We start from the raw sequence: 17,500 nt of genomic DNA, 5'->3' as shown, positions 1-17,500 counted from the left end.
CCTATTTTAAGCAAATACAGTAGCTTTACCTTTACGGAAGATACCCATTAATCCACCGATCATTAAAGCTATAAACGCGCAAATAAGACCAAAAATACCACCAATAAGACCTAATACAAATTCAGTTGTTCGTTTCATTATAATCTCTTTAATTATGTAAAATGTAAGATTTCCGAGCTTATCATAGCAAACAACCAATTCTAATATTGTCATATTATGTCGAGCGGAAACAAAAAAGCACTCATAAGAGTGCTTATCCATAAATCTAATGTTTTTTACTAGATTTTTTATGTCCTTTATTTCGTTCACAAGCCACGCCATCACCATCACGATCTAAATGTGAAGCATAAGCTGGGCTATCTGGAGTTATATCATAGTAACCAGCATTATTTGCATCTGTACAGTTTGCAAAGTGAACTTTCTCTTGTTTAGGTGCAGCTTGTTGCTGAGGTGCTGTATTAGCTGCAGCTTTTTGTTGCTCCTGCTCTTTTGTTTGAGCTGCTTCTTGTTGTTTCTTTTGTTCTTCCTGTTGTCTTTGAGCCTCTTCTTGTTTGCGTTGTTCATCTAATCGCTTTTGCTCTTCAGCCTTTTTTTGTTCCTCAGCTTGCTTTTGTTCTTCGGCTTTTTTCTGTTCTTCTATTTTCTTTTGTTCATCTTCTTTTTTAGTTTCTTGTTTTGGTTCTTTTGATGTACTTGCTTTATCATTTGAACCACAAGCAGCCAATCCTATAAGTAACACGCTGCATGCTAAAGCCATTAATAATTTTTTGCTCATAATTTAATTCCTCCAAGATATATATAATGTAATATTTTTGGAAAATCTTATCAAAATAAACATCTGTATATCTTTATATTGTGTCGAACGAAAATAAAAAAGAGAGAGTCATAACTCTCAATGGGAAAATGATAAGAATTTACCGATGGATATTAGAGAAATATCCTCTATTTTTTACTAATATTGAATAATGGTTTTTATCAAATCTATCGGGAGATGTGGTTTTAATGTGGGGTAGGGGTGTGTATCAAAAGGTGTACCTTTTGATGTACAGGTTTTAGTTTTTTGATATGAAAGTAAAAAATATTTACAAGTGTATATTTTTTAAATAGCCATTTTAGTTTTATATTTTAAAGTTAAGTTGTATTATTTGTGCAAGCTAAGAGGGAATATTATATAATTTAGGTAACATTTTAGTTTTATACATTAATCTGGAATTATATAAATTTAAAAGATAAGCTTTCAAATTTATACAATGCTATATTATTTAGAAGTAGGAGTGATGAAATGAGAGCCATTCATTTATCTGATTTTCATATATCAAAAGAAAATTTATCTGAATTAAAAAACTACATACTTAATCCTTTAATAAACGACTTAAAAGATTTACACAGTCAAAAAGAAATCGATTTTATATTTTTTACAGGAGATTTAATTGATAAAGGCGGAGCTAGTTTTGGATCAATTCCAGAGGCATTTAAAGCTTTTGAAGTAGAAGTCATAGATTATATCACAAGTGAACTTAGTATACCCAAAGAAAGATTCATTATTAATCCAGGTAATCATGATATTTTAAGAACAGCTGATGATTCAATCCAAGAATTGGGTTTAAAATCATATTTTAAAGACTTAAATGCTATTAATGATTTTATGAAAAATAAAGAGCAGTACAGCAATTCTACCAAAAGAATTCATGCGTATAATAAATTTGAAGAGGAATTATATAAAAATTCATTAAACACAAATATTAATTATTTTGAAACAGTTCATAAATATACTATAGGAGGATGTAAAATTGGAATAGCATCTTTAAATTCTTCCTGGCGTTGTTATGATAATGAAGATAGTGGGAATTTATTAATTAGTGAGAAGCAAATTATGGATTCAGTAGGTATGATAGAAGATTGTGATGTGAAAGTAGCCCTTATTCATCATCCAATTAAAGATCTTTCCACAGTTGAACAAAAACTTATTAAATCTCGGTTGAATTCTAGTTTCGATCTTCTCTTATTTGGACATGTACATAATACTGATACTTATCAGTTTTCGGATATGACAGGAACTTCGATAAACTCAGTTTCCCCTTCCGCATGGACAGAAAATCGGTACAATACAGACTATGAATATCTAAATGGATATGTCTTAATAGATTACGAGTATGCTAATTGCTGTACATTCACATATCGTTGTTATTCTAATATAAAAAATGCTTTTATTACGAATACTCAGCTAGGCATGGAGGAAGGGAAGAGTTTTTTTTCTTGTCCCAATAAGACTGCATTAGAAAGTTTTAAAAAAAAAGAAAAAATTATTCAACGACTTGATGCAGTGTACACTGAAACAGTAAACGAACATTTACTAACATATAATACTGACACAATTGCACCTAAAAAATTAAATGATTTATTTGTAATGCCAAAAATTGTACAGAAAAATGAAGACTTTGTAGAAGAAGATGTGTCAAAGGTCTCTGATAAGAATTTTTCAATGCAAGATATTTGTAAGAGCAAAGAAAATATAATGCTTGTTGGCGTCAAAGAAGCTGGTAAAACAATTTTATTAGATAAAATCATGATAGAATATTTAAATAATTTTAGTTTTTACGAAAAAATCCCGGTCTATTTAGACTTTGAAGAAATTAATGGCAGTAGCATAGACACTCTAATTGCTAGATTTACTACTACTTCTATTCGTGAAATAAGGGATGAGACTTTTAATATTAATGATATTGTTTTGCTGATTGATAATATTCAATTTGAAAATAAACATTCTTCTTCTTTAAATAAGCTAACACGTTTTATTTTAAATAATTCAAATGTAAGGATAATAACAACCTGTACGTCAAATGGAGAAGGAGAACTTCCTTTATCAGCAATCGGAAATTCCATTCTTGAGCATTTTTGTATTACGTATATAAAACAATTTAATACAAAAGATATTCAAACTTTAATGAGTAAATGGTTTATTGATAGATCTGAGGTTACTTCTAAAAAGGAGCACTTAGATAAAGTAATTAGTACGTTTAATGCCTTGAATATTCCTAGAACCCCTTTAGCAGTATCAATGTTTTTATGGATTATTGAAAAACAAGAAAATTATTCTCCAGTAAATAACGCACAAATGTTAGAAAATTTTTTAGAAAGATTGTTTTCTAAATCAGATACATATGAAGTTTATTCAGCTGATTTTACCTATAAAAATAAAGAGTCTTTATTAACTGATATAGCTTTTGAAATGTATTCCAATAAAAAAATTCGATACAGGTTAAGTTACGGAGAGTTAAGAGACTATATAGAACAAAATTTGAAAGAGAAAATGTTTGATTTTGATGCGGATATAATCTTAACGCACTTCCTAAATAAAGGTATTTTTACATGTGAAATGGAAGAATCAATAAAATATGTACGATTTAAATTCTCTTGTTTTTTCCAATTTTACTTAATGAAAAGTATCGACTGTAATCAAGAATTTAAAGATTATATTCTTACTGATCGGAACTATTTGAACTTTATTGATGAATTAGATTATTATACAGGTTTAAAAATGAATCAATTAGAATTAGTTGAAAAAATAGTAAATAATATGAATGAAGACTATAAAGATTTAAAGAAGAAAGTAACACATCTAGGTATTGATACTTTTTTTGAGACTAAACATACAATAGTGAGTAAATTAACAACAGAAAAAGTAGAAGGTATAACTCTAGAATTGAAGAAAAATGATGACTATTATGAAACAAAAGATCGAGAACTAGAAAATCACACTAGTAGGAATATTGAGGTAAAACCAGATTCATTAAATCCAGTACAACAGTTAGAACGAAACTGGGTTTTAGCAGCAAAAATGTTGAAAAACAGTGAAGAAATAAGAAAAAAGGATTTTAAAGTTAATGCTTTAAATGATATTGTTCTCTGTGCGACATTGTTTGCAACTTTATATAAGGTGTTTTTAACTAAACAACGAAACGAAAATAAAGAACAGTATATGTCAGATGAACAAAATGTTGTTGTTTATAAATTATTACCCTTAATCCATCAGGTAATATTAACCCAAACAATTGGAACAGGAAAATTACTGGTCGCTCTAGAAAATATTATTGAAAATGAGCAATTTCATAATAAATCAGAACTTGAACAATTTACCTATGTATTCCTATATGCTGATTTAAAAGGGAAAAACAAGTTTAGTTATATTGACCAATTATTATCAAGGCATAAAATGAGTTATTTAAAAGACATGGTTTTCTTTAAAGTGCTTGAGTATTATAATCGTTTTGATATATCTACTAATGAGGAAACCAAATTTAAAAATTATATTGGAGATTTGACAGTCTCTAAAAATCCTTCTTCTAATCCAAAAATTAATCAGAAAAAGAAAGCATCTATAATTACAAAAGTTGAAAAAGAGAAGATTAAGCAGAAATTATTAGTGACCACTTGATAATAAATTTAATATAAAAACATAATATTTTATAGCGTTATTTTTATTTCGATACTTGGACGCCCCCCTTTGTAGAATAGATATTTTATATGCTACTAAATATTAAAAACTACTTTTTATGGTCAATAATTATTTAGAGGTTTATTTCTCCATTAGCTTAGAAAAGCAAAAAGAACTTGTAGGATTCCTACAAGTTCTTTTTGAGGTTACAGCGAATACACAGGACCCAAAAAATATCTCGCTAGTCGTAAAGAGGAAACCACAATAATTACGGCTTGATTCCATTATATAATAATCTATACAAATCCGGGTTTTTATTTTTGAAAATTATGTTAATTAATAAAATTAGGTGTTGTATTAGATTAATAATTACTAAAAAAACAATTATTTATTTTGTATAAACTACTTTTAATCGACATCTATATCATAATTTTTTGTGAAAAATGTAAGTATAGGTAGATGGAGAAGAATGTAGCGCTTTCACATAATTGTTTTTATATTAGATATTAATTTGTACATATAAAATAAAGATACGTTTATTTCTAGAAAAATCTTGCATGTTTCCTTCCATGATGTCTATGTTTTCATAAGGAAATGTGTGTTCCATCTGTAAAAGAATTGCATGGAGATTTTCAAATTCTACATTTTCTTTTGATAGAACTTTTAATTTTGAGAAGAACTTTTTTGTAATTCAGTTAACATATTATATCCCCTTCCGTTCATAGAAAGTACATTTTTAAAATTTTATATTAAGAATATTAATTATAATAAAGTATACAGCTAGAATAACAAATTTTAGGGGACTGTGCACATCGTCAGGGTTCCAAGACAGTATATGTGAATGTGTTTTGAAATTTTTATAACTAAATTAAAGATGCACATAACAAATAAACCTATCAACTTGATAAATTCGAGAATATGGAACATTTTAAGCCAGAATTAGAGAATTATATTTATATAAGAAGCTTCTTCTCTATATTAGAGTAAGCTGAATAAGTCTATGTTGAATTCTATGAAGTTTGTGGATAACTTTGTAAATTGAAGATATTATATAATTAGAATACATCTAAAATATATTAAATTTTAAACGAGGTGAATTTCATTAATATTATACAATCTTGGGATTTTTTAGAGAAAGTATTACCAGGAGAATTACCATCATTAAAAAAAGAAATAAAAGGGTTTTATTTTAAGGATGAAAAATTAAGAAAGCGTGTTAAATCAACTTCTTTGGAATCAAAGTTATGGGAAGATATACAACCAAAAAATGTAAAGGAATTTGAATTTCGCTTTCGATATTATATGGGCTGTTATGAAAAGTATAAAGTAAATCAATTTATACGTGATTATTTTCAAAGTCAAGAAGAAATAATCAATAAAGATACCCATCTATGTTTTAGTTTTTCTTTTGATGTGAATGAAAAGGGTGAATATATTTTAGATTCTTTGTTTATTCCACATGTTCAATTAATTATGAAAGATATTCTAACGAAATCTTCAATTCAATATGCTACATTTACGGAACGGTTTAATAGTGCGAAACTACGGATGGAAGAAACTGCACAAAGAATATTTATTAATAAGGTAAATATTGAATCTATTAATGAGTTTTGTATGATTTTTAATGAGTATTTTCATTCACTTAATCAATGCATTTTAAATCAGGATTATTGTTATGTTGAGATTATAGTGAAAAAAAGAGATGCTGAAGAGTTAAAGGGGAGTTTTAATAGTTTTTATGTAGAGGATCTACAAAGAATATTAGAGAAAGGATTAAATAGGACATTACAGCAATTTATTGAGGGGAGAGCATTAGAGATTGACATAGATGAGAATGCCCAAATGATTCAACAAATGTTATTACCCAAGAACCTTCCACTAGGAAAGTGGCCATCACCTGTTAAACATCGTCTTTCATTAATGCAACAAATAGCTGTCAATCATATTGTAAATGGAAATGAGAAAATTATTTCAGTAAATGGTCCACCTGGAACTGGGAAGACAACTTTATTAAAAGATGTTTTCGCGGAGCTAATTGTAAAACGAGCATCGTTAATGGCGGATTATGATGATCCTCAAAATGCATTCGAATCGATAGGCAAGTTAGATATAAATGGTTATAAGTATAATATGTTTAAACTAGATGAAAATATTTCTCAATATTCTATGGTAGTAGCTTCTAGTAATAATACGGCAGTTGAAAATATTTCTAAGGATCTACCAAAATTAGATGAGATTGTTCGTACTGACGGAGATGAATATGACCGAATTTATGAAAAAGAGGTAGAGATGTTAGATTTATTTTCAGATATTTCCTCAATTGTTGTTGGGGGGAACAATACATGGGGATTATTTTCAGCGGCATTAGGTAAATCTAGTAATATTACATCGGTTAGTAAGGCTTTAAATGGTGTTAGACAGAATCAAAATATTCCCTCATTGGTGGTTAGAATACAGCAAGAATTGCCTGGAAATGCATGGAGTACTACTGTCTCAGAATTCAAAAAGTTACGTGATTCAGTTGAAATGAAAAAAGCAGAATTAAATGAATTTGCCACTTTAATGCTGAATGTAGAAACGTTAATTTTAGAGAGGGATCAAATAGATAATAAAGTAAAGAAAAAGAAATATAGACAAGAGAAAATAAAGATTGAAATTGATGCTGTAAACAAGCAAAAAATATTGGCGAAAGAGCAGTTGGAAAATCTACCACAACCAAGTATATGGGAGAAATTCACTCGTTTATTTGTAAAAAGATTGAACTCTGAAGAAGAATCTCTAAGAAAGGAAATAAACAAATTGATTGAAGCTCAAAGGAAATTAGAAAGTGAAAATAGCCATCAATCTCAGGAATTAAGTTGTTTAAATTTAGAACTACATAAATTATCTAATAGATTGAATCAAGTTCAAGAAAACAAAAGTAAATATCAAGATCAATCATTAGTCCTTCCTACTAAAGATTTTTGGGAAAAAGGAATGTACGAAGAAAGACAAAAGTCAGTACTTTGGCAAACTGATGAATTGAATTTTGAAAGGGGATTATTATTTTTAAAGGCCTTAAAAATACAAAAGATATTTGTAATGCTGAATAGTAAATTCATAAAATCAACTTTAAATATGTTTTCAAATCGAAGTAGTATTAATTTAAATATTGATGAAAATAAAAAATTCGTTGAAAATATGTGGGACGTTATGCACTTGATTTTACCTGTAATGAGTACGACTTTTGCCAGTTTTTCCTCTATGTATAAAGGGATTGGAAAGGATTTTATCGGTTATTTATTTATTGATGAGGCAGGGCAAGCAAGCCCGCAACAGGCCGCCGGTGCATTGTGGCGTGCTAAAAAGGCTATTGTTGTAGGGGATCCAAAACAAATAGAGCCTGTAGTTACCCTTGATGAGAGTATCTTGCATGATATTCGAACAGCATTTTGTGTTTCTAAAGAATATATTGGTGCTACCGCGTCTGTTCAAGTACTAGCAGATTTGGCGAATCCAGTGGGAACAGAAATAAATAGGTCTGAAGATGACAAAAATATAGGAGATAAAGTACGTATAGGTATTCCGCTTTGGGTGCATAGACGGTGCCTAGATCCTATGTTCTCGATTGCTGATGAAATAGCATATAACAAAAAAATGGTTTTGGCTAATAAAAAAGTTGGAAAAGGAAAATGGTACTCGTACAAAGGAAAAACTAATGAAGCGCAATATGTTCATGAACAGGGTGAATTTATCGTAAAATGTTTTCAAAAGCATTTAGAAGAGAACGCGGGTAAATTACCTAACTTGTTTATAATTACCCCTTTTACAGCGGTAAAAGATGGAATAAAAGATATTCTGAAGAAAAAATTTTCAAAGGAAATCTGTAATTTTGGTGATTGGGTTGATAAATCTGTCGGCACTGTACATACCTTTCAAGGAAAAGAAGCTAAGATTGTATATTTTGTTACAGGGACAGATAAGGAAACAGATGGAGCAGCAGAATGGTCATGTCAAAAGCCAAATTTATTAAATGTTGCTGTTACCCGTGCGAAAGAAGAATTTTATGTGGTGGGGGATTTGGATAGGTTTGAAACCAAAGCATATTATGAAGATATCATTCGGATATTTAGGGAACAAGAATCACTTGTTTAGTAAAAGTGATTCTTGTTTGGGGATTATTTATTATTTAGAAAAATATTGAATTTTGGTATGTTATATGAATTCTTTTTTCGTTTGTTATAGGATATTGACGAGTTTTTTAGGAATTGTAGATTTGAGACTTATCTTCGATGTTTTGGAAATGATTTAATCATTTATCATAAATTACAGTCAAATAGAAGTAAATCAAAAGGCCTTTTTCTTTAAGAATTCGGTTTTTTGATTTATTTTATTTCACATCTATTATATTAGAAAATTGCAGTTTTATTGTATTATAAAAAGCATCTGTACATATAACTGCGCTATTTGATGGGTCAATATCTACTACAGTCATATAGCCTGAGAGCAAATAACCGTCTTCATAATATGTAATTAGTATTTCTTCCTCAGATAACAAGGAACATAACAGCATGTTTTCAATTCGTTCCTTTTCTTCAGTTGTTAGAGTCGGACGTGTTACTTTGTTTTGTTCCTTAATCATTTCACGTATCCCGTCAAATTGGTATGTTAATGCGGCGAACGGAGTCCATTTTACCATTTTTCTTCCTTTTGGCATATTAGCATTGTTCACGATTTGTGTCCTCCTATTAGTGTGTTTCGGTATCTAGCTGTAGCGCTATGCGTGTAGGAAATCCCCCGCAATATACTGTTCTTCCCAAACTTTGTACGTATTTCATCCATTACTTTTGTTAGTTTTAATTCTTGTTCTCGTTGCGTGACATTATCGAAAAGAGAAATTTGTTCCTCCCCTTCTTGAATTAAATTCGTTAGAGAAATGTTTATGCTGCGGATGGGTTCGCCAGTATATTGTTGATGTAAAAAGTATGTACAAATTTTATAAATATCCATTGTTAAGTTAGTCGGACGGCTTAAAGTATGTGTTTTCCGAATACCACCGTTATAGCTCTTGCTATAACCAACAGAAAAATGGACGGTTTGAGCAAGTTTGTTTTGTCTTCTAAGCCGATAACAGACTTCTTCGATGTGTTCCAGTAGCACAATCGGAAATTCTTCTATTGTATAGTCACGCATTAGAATTTGGCTTTTTCCGATTGAAGTTGTAACAGGAACATATTTCTCTGAAATACGGCTGAAGTCAATACCGTTACTATGTAAGTGCAATTCCTCTCCGATTTTGCCAAAACTCTGTTTTAAGTATGTAAGAGGGTATTTGGCTAAATCTTCAATTGAATGTATTCCTTTTCGATTCAACTTTTCTTCTGTTTTGTATGAAATGCCCCAAAACTTATTGAGTGGTCGTATGTTCCATAATTTTGTTGGGATATCTTCATACTTCCAATGAGCAATCCCTTCTTTGTTCTTTTTTGCTTCAATATCTAAAGCAACCTTACTCATTAAAGGGTTCGGACCAATTCCGATCGTACATTCAATGCGTGTATGTTCATATATTTCACGTTTAAATTTCAAAGCGAATTCGTATGGGTCGTTAGCAAATAAATGAATACTATCGGTAACGTCCATAAAAAATTCATCGATGGAATATTGGTGAAAATCCTCAATAGGAACGTATTGTAAAGCTAGTTTTGTTATGTAGTTGGAGCATTTTATATATGTTCCCATAATCGGATTCACAACAAGAATATCCTTTTGACGAGGAATCTCATATAGCCTTGCCATCTTCTTTACGCCCATGGCTTTTAAGGGTGGTGTTGCAGCAAGAACGATTGAACCATTTCTATTCACGTCGCCGACTACAGCCAACTTTGTATGCATTGGATCAAGTCCCATTTTAATGCAACTTACTGAAGCATAAAAGCTTCGTAAATCAACACATAAGATGATTCTGTTCGGTAGGATTGAATAGTCATACATCGTGATTCCTCCTAAAGTAAAAGAACGTTTGTTCTAATTATACACGAACTAACGTTCTTTTATGAAGAGGTTTTACAAATAAAATTTGAATATAAATATTTTGTTAAGCAAAGTATTTAATGAAAAGCTCGAATCCCCAAAAACGAATCTCTACATCTAATTTTTTCTTTCTTCTCTTTGTTTTTTTCATAATCATAATGTCCTCCCTTAGAATTGCTGAATCCTTTACAGACCATATTATAATCATTCTCTTTCTAGATTCTAAGGGTGATTTTTAAAAATCTATAATTTTTTTGAGATAAATAATTTCACGGAAGGTTTCTTGTGATTTAAAATCCCTTTATTCCGACAAAACACAGCAAAGACAGTACGAGTCTCGTCGATTTATTATTAGAGGTTTTAGACTATTCATATTGAATTTTCCTTATAGGAGGTGGGGTAGCGCTATGTCAGGAATGGAGATAGTGTATACCGCAAATGAGGTTTATAACCGTCTAGGGGTGAGTGGCAGCACACTTAGGAAATACTCTGATGTTCTTGAACGAGAAGGGTATGAGGTACGGAAGAATAGTCGGGGGAGAAGAGAGTATACAGAGTTTGATGTGGTACTTCTTCAGCACTTAGTAGAGCTTAGTAAAGAGGATGGAATGACTTTAGAAAAGGCTGCTAAATTGATTGCAAAGCAATTTGGAATCGCTAATAAGAAAGAGGAATCCCAGGGTACATATCCAGTCCCTTATCAAATGCAATATCAATTTCAACAACAATATAGCGCTATGATAGAAGAAATTAATAAGGTGCAGCAAGCAAACCTTTTAGAAATGGAAAAGAGACTAGGTGATCGTATGGATCAAAGGAATAAATTAATCGAAGAGGATATTAAAGAAAGAAATAAATTAATAAGAGAAGATATGAAAGATCGGAAAGAACGTGAAGAAAGGATAGAAAAGAGGTTAGAACTAAGGGATGATAATCTTATGAAGATGGTCAGGGAGATTCAAGATGCTAAACGTACTATTGTATCAGCTCAGGAAGAAATAGCGGCAGCCAAGTTTAAGAAGAAGTCTTGGTGGATGTTTTGGAAATGAGTATCATTTTTTAATTAATACAAGTAAAAGAGACCTTATAGGGTCTCTTTTTTTATAGGGTATTTTACTGTTTTCGCTCAAATGGAGTGTCTTATACATCTAAGTTGTTTCTACATAAATATCTGTAATCTCACCTATTACTATATCTTGAAAAAATTTGCAACAGAACCAATAAACCGTTATAAAAAGTATTTAAAATAGTAACAAATAGGTATAATAATTCCCACTATAGAAAATACAATACTTCCTAAATTAAATGCAGAAAGTTTCGCACGATGAACTTGAATTTCACCTAAATCTACCCCTCCACTAAAATGCTTATCCATAACTTTAGCGACGTTTTGTTGTTGATTAACAAAATAAGGTATTAGCCATATACAGCAAAACAAAATAATACTACCAAAAAAGAGTGTGTCAATAATTGAAGCTCCCCAATTTAATGAAGTAATGACTATGAGAACAAATTCTCCCACCATAACAATTATCATAGTTACTATATACCTGGATTTTTCAGAAACGTTTTTAAATACAGTCTCGTCCAGAATTTTTTCTATTTTAGTCCATATTACACTGATTAACACGATTAGGCTAATTAAGAAAATAGTAAATAAAGCTTTAACTAAAAGATACTCAAACACTACCGACACCACCTAATACTTCCTAAATTAGAATATAAAGTTGATTTTTTTAACTCTATCAAAAGATTAAATTCAATAATCTATTAACTAGCTTATCGGAAAATTTATTGATTTAAAGCTACAACGCTATATGTATTAGTTATATAGGATAAGATCTCCCAAAATTACTTTTCTAATATATATATCTTCTAAGCATTGTTGGACTTCGATTAGAACTTTTCTATAACACTAATAACAACCTAACAAATTGAATAGTTACCAAAAAATACTAAAATGTGCCCCCTTAGCAATTTACAGTATAATACACTTTTAGAAAAAATGGAATATTAAAATATTTTTTATTAATAATAATATGAATTATTAGAATGCTTATAATTATTGTATGGATTAAAGATAACTCATTTGTGGTGATCTTTATTCATTTTTTCTAGAGTTTATATTGACTTGGAAAACTTTGTAACAGAACCATATCCTTATGAGAATGATTAGGAAGATACAAGAAGCAAAACGAATAACGGAAGAAGTGGCAGCGGCGAAAGAAAAGAAAATTCATTGGTGGAAGTTTTGGAAATAGTAATGTATATTTCTATAAAATTTGGATAAACTAATAATAGGAAATAAATAAAATGTTTAGTAGTTAATAGATAAAATAGGGGGCATACATTTATGGCGATCAATGCAGAAACAGTAGACCAATACTACCAATCTAATTTGCAGGAAGCGCTTAATAGGGTATCTGATATTCTTAAGGATGAAAAAAAAACAACCTAATTTTAACGGTATTATAGGAGGAAAGGGTAAAATTTATGGCGTTGATCCAAAAGAACATAATACACCTGAAAGTTATGTTGAAGCCTGGATGAAGGGACATGAAAGAGAATACACTAAAGATAAAAAAATAAAAAATCGAGAATTCACTAAGTACAATAGATCCTCGTACAAAATTCAAGCGCTGTTAGAGGAGGATTTTGTAAAAGAGTTTATTGAGTGTTATTTAAAGAGAATATATTTTAACAAGAAATAAGGAAGATTAAGAGCAAAAGTAGAAATTGCTACTTTTGCTCTTAATTTATATAATTTCACATACCGTAAAAGGTAGATAAATGGAATACAAGACTTAAAAAGAGGATCAAAAAAACAATTTAAAAGAATATTATAAGAAGTTTATTTAAGGGGTCTATTAAGTCGGTTTTGTGATTTTTGCTCTTTTTGGTGCATTTAATTGTATTAATAGAAGTGGTAAATAGCGTTAAAAGCAAAAATAAAGAGCCATTTTTTCAGAAGAGTGCTTAAAAAAATCATTACACAACAATGTATAGTGAATATCTTTATAATTTAGTATTTTTATATTAAAATTTATAGTTTCTGAAATTGACATGCCTATCTTTGGGTGCTACGTTTTAACTGGCGACAGATTTGTGAGGTTTATTACTTAGGGGCAAAGAATTCCTCTTCTTCTAGGCGATATACAACGAGATAATCTAAAGCTATGACCGTGCGTAGAGAGGAAGAAAAGAAACATGTTAAAAAAAGTAACGCCTATTGTAGCTGCTATTCTAGGAGCTAGCTTTTTACTAACAGCGTGTAGTAGTGAAAAGAAAGAAAATACAGCAAAGGCAAATAATAAAGATTCGAAAACACAATATATTCATTTACCGTATATAGCGGAAATTCCAACGATGGATGTCACAAAGGCAACTGACGGTGAATCCATGAACGTAATGAAAAACGTGTTTGAGGGTTTATATACATTGGGGGAAGGAAATAAGCCGATACCAGCTGTAGCGAAATCGTATGATGTAAGTGAAGATAAAAAAACATACACATTCCATCTGAGGGATTCAAAATGGTCAAATGGAACACCTGTAACAGCTGAAGACTTCGTGTTTTCTTGGAAAAGAGCCGTGAACCCTGATATAGCTGCGGAATATGCGTTTTTATTCTTTGATATAAAGAACGCAAAGAAAATTAATAGTAAAGAGTTGCCTGTAGATCAGTTAGGGATAAAAGCAATAGATGATAAGACATTAGAAATACAATTAGAACAGCCTGTTCCTTACTTTATAGATTTGACAACGTTTGCAACGTTCTTGCCGATTAACGAGAAGTATTTCGAATCAAAAGGGAAGCAATATGGTTTAGAAGCAGATCAATTGGTTTATAACGGAGCATTCACATTAGATAATTGGAAGCACGAACAAGGTTTTCAACTGAAAAAGAACCCGAACTATTGGGATGCTAAAACAGTAAAATTAGACGAAATCAACTTTGATATCGTGAAAGATAAATCAACAGAAATAAATCTATACGAATCAGGTCAGCTTGACCGTGTAGGACTAACAGGTGAGTTTGTAGATAAATATAGAAAGAATCCTGACTTCAAGGAACGTTCTGAAGTTACAGTGCAATTCCTACGTATGAATCAAAAGAATGAAGTGTTAAAAAATAAAAATGCTCGCTTGGCAATCAGTCAGGCAATGAATAAGAAAGCCTTTGTAGATACAGTTTTAAATAATGGTTCTCTTCCGGCAGACGGTTTAATACCAGCTGATTTCGCTAAAAGTTCGGACGGAAAAGACTTCCGAAAGGAAAATGGAACATTAGTAAAAGACGATGTGAAGGCAGCGAAAGAAAACTGGAAGAATGCAAAGCAAGAACTTGGGAAAGAACAGGTAACATTAGAATTACTTACAAGTGACAATGTGTTTGCTAAGAAAAATGCAGAGTATTTAAAAGGTGAGTTAGAAAAGAATTTAGAGGGATTAACGGTCAATGTGAAGCCGCAGCCACGTAAACAACAAATTCAATTGCTGTTGAATAGTGAGTATGATCTAGGCGTTGATGTATGGGGTCCCGATATTCCTGATCCAATTACATTTTTAGATTTATTCATGACAGATGGTACTTATAACTTTGATAAGTATTCAAACAAACAATATGATGAACTAATTCATCAAGTGAAAACTAATTTAGCTGGTGATGAAAATGCTCGTTGGGAAGCAATGAAACAAGCTGAGAGAATTTTATTAGAAGATGGAGCAGTTGCGCCTTTCTATCAGCAAGGCAGATCATATTTACAACGTTCTTCAGTCAAAGGCATAGTGACAAATGATTTCGGTGGAGAATTCAACTATAAGTGGGCTGAAGTGAAGAAATAACAAAAGGATACAAAGATACAAAGATACAAAGATACAAAGATACATGTATCTTTGTATCCTAAAATATAAAAGTATAAAAGTTGAAAAATGGAGTCCGATTCGGGACTCCATTTTAGGTTAAATTAGTTACAACGTATGTAATTAAGCAAATCACTAAAATAATACCAATGAAAGTTGCAAATAGTGCAAGAAATCCAAGAGCAATACGATATAAGAAATAAGCACCAAGTACAATTGCTATTATAACTCCGATTATGGCAGCTAATGTCTCGATTGTATTTAAACTTTTTTTATAAAATTATTATACTAATTAATAAACAAAGAAGCCGTTTAGATCAAAAATTTTTCAAAATGGTTTCTTTTTATTTATCATAAATTAAGGGTTTATGAGGTATTTTTAATCAAACTTCATTCGAAATATACAGCGGGTGAAGATTACAAAAAAGTTTAATCATTTTGAATAAAAAGTAGCTTTATTTCAAAGTTATAACTAATTAGCTTTTCAAAAGCTTCAATATCAATATATAATTAATATAAAGATAAAACGATTTATTATAAACTTACTATGCTTATAATAATGTAAATATTTTAGAAGGTTATGTTTTTTATCTGTTTTTGAAAGTATTTATGTAAAAGGAGCCATGTTACTTGAGGAATTTATTCTATTTTATTTTAACTTTTATTAGCTTAATTCTACTTACATCTTGTGGTGTAACGGGGGAGGAAAAAAAGGAGACAGAAGCATCATTAGAAAAACAAGTACAGAAATCTATCGAATCACTCAAATCTGATGAGGTACTTACAAAATATTTAACGAATGTTAAATATGAGAAGGATGTAGATTCTGATGATACCAATCTACACTATAATATCTTAGGTACTTTGAATGATTCTTTTGAAGAATTAAAGGAAGCGGAACAATTCGCCTTTATTTCACATTCAATAGATAAAATACATGAAGTTAATAAGGAGAATAATGGTGATCTAAGCTGTGGTAGACTTTTTCTTTGTGATATCTGGTATGTTGAATTCTCTACAAGCAAAGAAAAATATAGGATGTTTTATGAGGATCCGAACATCAATAATATGAATGGGGAGGAACGGACCCTAGTGGTTGGAGATAGATTTGAATTCAATTCTAAGGGGATTTTGGTTATCGATAGAAAAGATAATAGTATTAACTCTAGTACAACTAAAGCAAATTCTTCTACAAAAGACGGTAATGATTGGTTGGAAATGGGTGATTCTCAAAAATATAGTACTGTTACTACTATTCTTACTTCACTAAAAAGTAATGGATATACAGTTTTAGAGAACGCCGATTGGTTTGTTGATGCATTAAACGCTTTTTATGGAGTGGATGCAACAAATGGAACAAAGATAACTGAAGCAATTATACTAGCGGGATTGGCCGGCAAGGTTATCACCAAACCATAATTATAGGTGTATTTTCATTTGTGTAGGTTTAATACAAAGTTGTACTGAACAAAAAAACTCAATGCCCCTTCCGAATTTAAGGGAGTACATAAAGAGTATGTTAAGATTTTAGATTTAGAGATTAAAGCACTTGAAAAAGCAAAGGGAAATCTCAGTAGTAAAACCTCCATATTAGAAGTTTTTAGTGAGGAGGAAAGGATGAAATATTATAGTTACCACGATTCATTCAAAGACCTTCTAGATGAAGAGGCACGTGAAATATTTCTAAAAAAAGAATGGAACTTGTAGATAAATAATAAAATATCCTTCATAATTAATCTTTGATACAAAAGAGTAGGGTAGGTAAAAATGGAGTCCGATTAGGGACTCCATTTTTTATGTTCTTCTATAAGTCTTTTATCATAATCAGTTGCATAATGCCAATGAAAATATTGCAAGAAATCTAAAGGTGGCATGATATAAGAAAACTTAGCAAAATTATACTTTTGCTAAGTTTAGGATTGCTAAAAAAATAATAAACCATTGGTTGGTGATAATGAGTTAAAACACTGATGTAGTCGAGGTACCGCCCCATGCCTATTAAGCTAAGATTTTAAAGTACCCCCCTAAATGGAAATTTTGTGTTTGTATAGCACCAAAGTTTATATTTATCGTTTTGGAGAACAACTTGATAGCAATGGGGTATCGCCAGCATTTTTGAAAAAAACTACGCTAAGCAAAAAATAAAATAAGCTGTCCATATAGACAGCTTATTTACATAATTTTCGTTAT

General features: G+C 30.6%; 11 protein-coding genes and 1 pseudogene. 7 read left to right on the top strand and 5 right to left on the bottom strand.

Annotated features, from left to right (window positions below):
- Positions 1 to 6 precede the first annotated feature (6 nt).
- Positions 7 to 138: a hypothetical protein gene (locus GD442_RS28325; RefSeq protein WP_268895522.1), complete on the bottom strand. Its 132-nt coding sequence runs from the start codon at positions 136 to 138 to the stop codon at positions 7 to 9.
- A 127-nt stretch (positions 139 to 265) separates the two neighbouring features.
- Positions 266 to 775, bottom strand: a complete 510-nt coding sequence (locus GD442_RS27365; protein ID WP_159365287.1) for an excalibur calcium-binding domain-containing protein — start codon at positions 773 to 775, stop codon at positions 266 to 268.
- Positions 776 to 1,282: 507 nt separating this feature from the next.
- On the opposite strand from GD442_RS27365, the gene GD442_RS27360 reads away from it, so the two are divergent.
- Positions 1,283 to 4,435: a metallophosphoesterase gene (locus GD442_RS27360; RefSeq protein ID WP_159365286.1), complete on the top strand. Its 3,153-nt coding sequence runs from the start codon at positions 1,283 to 1,285 to the stop codon at positions 4,433 to 4,435.
- A 1,092-nt stretch (positions 4,436 to 5,527) separates the two neighbouring features.
- Positions 5,528 to 8,569, top strand: coding sequence for a DEAD/DEAH box helicase (locus tag GD442_RS27355; protein ID WP_159365285.1), 3,042 nt, complete (start codon positions 5,528 to 5,530; stop codon positions 8,567 to 8,569).
- A 235-nt stretch (positions 8,570 to 8,804) separates the two neighbouring features.
- Here GD442_RS27355 and GD442_RS27350 read toward each other — a convergent pair whose 3' ends face one another.
- Both GD442_RS27350 and GD442_RS27345 read right to left on the bottom strand, forming a co-directional pair.
- Positions 8,805 to 9,146 (bottom strand): YolD-like family protein, encoded by a 342-nt coding sequence (locus tag GD442_RS27350; RefSeq protein ID WP_159365284.1) that lies wholly within the window; start codon positions 9,144 to 9,146, stop codon positions 8,805 to 8,807.
- Positions 9,143 to 10,408 carry a Y-family DNA polymerase gene (locus tag GD442_RS27345; RefSeq protein ID WP_159365283.1) on the bottom strand — a complete coding sequence of 422 codons (1,266 nt, stop codon included), beginning with the start codon at positions 10,406 to 10,408 and terminating at the stop codon, positions 9,143 to 9,145. Before GD442_RS27345 ends, GD442_RS27350 begins: the two co-directional genes overlap by 4 nt.
- Positions 10,409 to 10,854: 446 nt before the next feature.
- On the opposite strand from GD442_RS27345, the gene GD442_RS27340 reads away from it, so the two are divergent.
- The gene (locus GD442_RS27340; RefSeq protein ID WP_159365282.1) at positions 10,855 to 11,496 is read left to right on the top strand and encodes a DUF3967 domain-containing protein; all 642 of its coding nucleotides are present in this window, start codon (positions 10,855 to 10,857) and stop codon (positions 11,494 to 11,496) included.
- 179 nt (positions 11,497 to 11,675) lie between these two features.
- Here GD442_RS27340 and GD442_RS27335 read toward each other — a convergent pair whose 3' ends face one another.
- Positions 11,676 to 12,134: a hypothetical protein gene (locus GD442_RS27335; protein ID WP_000464471.1), complete on the bottom strand. Its 459-nt coding sequence runs from the start codon at positions 12,132 to 12,134 to the stop codon at positions 11,676 to 11,678.
- Positions 12,135 to 12,606: 472 nt separating this feature from the next.
- Here GD442_RS27335 and GD442_RS27330 point away from each other — a divergent pair.
- The 4 genes and pseudogenes from GD442_RS27330 to GD442_RS27315 form a co-directional block, all read left to right on the top strand.
- Positions 12,607 to 12,708: pseudogene (locus GD442_RS27330) on the top strand (DUF3967 domain-containing protein); the annotation flags it as partial.
- A 177-nt stretch (positions 12,709 to 12,885) separates the two neighbouring features.
- On the top strand, positions 12,886 to 13,158 hold the full coding sequence (locus GD442_RS27325) for a topoisomerase (protein ID WP_236582433.1): 273 nt from the start codon (positions 12,886 to 12,888) through the stop codon (positions 13,156 to 13,158).
- 496 nt (positions 13,159 to 13,654) lie between these two features.
- Positions 13,655 to 15,292 carry a peptide ABC transporter substrate-binding protein gene (locus GD442_RS27320; RefSeq protein WP_159365281.1) on the top strand — a complete coding sequence of 546 codons (1,638 nt, stop codon included), beginning with the start codon at positions 13,655 to 13,657 and terminating at the stop codon, positions 15,290 to 15,292.
- A gap of 648 nt (positions 15,293 to 15,940) precedes the next feature.
- On the top strand, positions 15,941 to 16,729 hold the full coding sequence (locus GD442_RS27315) for a hypothetical protein (RefSeq protein WP_159365280.1): 789 nt from the start codon (positions 15,941 to 15,943) through the stop codon (positions 16,727 to 16,729).
- Positions 16,730 to 17,500: the final 771 nt, after the last annotated feature.

The sequence above is a fragment of the Bacillus sp. A260 genome, assembly GCF_009861435.1.
Lineage (GTDB): Bacteria > Bacillota > Bacilli > Bacillales > Bacillaceae_G > Bacillus_A > Bacillus_A cereus.
The sequence above is the reverse complement of the archived record's forward strand: the minus strand, read 5'-3'. Positions and strand labels throughout refer to the sequence as shown.

Bases quoted from the DNA above. Each gene is read 5' to 3' on its own strand.
- GD442_RS28325 (WP_268895522.1), bottom strand. From the start codon at position 138: ATGAAACGAACAACTGAATTTGTATTAGGTCTTATTGGTGGTATTTTT.
- GD442_RS27365 (WP_159365287.1), bottom strand. From the start codon at position 775: ATGAGCAAAAAATTATTAATGGCTTTAGCATGCAGCGTGTTACTTATA.
- GD442_RS27360 (WP_159365286.1), top strand. From the start codon at position 1,283: ATGAGAGCCATTCATTTATCTGATTTTCATATATCAAAAGAAAATTTA.
- GD442_RS27345 (WP_159365283.1), bottom strand. From the start codon at position 10,408: ATGTATGACTATTCAATCCTACCGAACAGAATCATCTTATGTGTTGAT.
- GD442_RS27340 (WP_159365282.1), top strand. From the start codon at position 10,855: ATGTCAGGAATGGAGATAGTGTATACCGCAAATGAGGTTTATAACCGT.
- GD442_RS27325 (WP_236582433.1), top strand. From the start codon at position 12,886: ATGAAAAAAAAACAACCTAATTTTAACGGTATTATAGGAGGAAAGGGT.
- GD442_RS27320 (WP_159365281.1), top strand. From the start codon at position 13,655: ATGTTAAAAAAAGTAACGCCTATTGTAGCTGCTATTCTAGGAGCTAGC.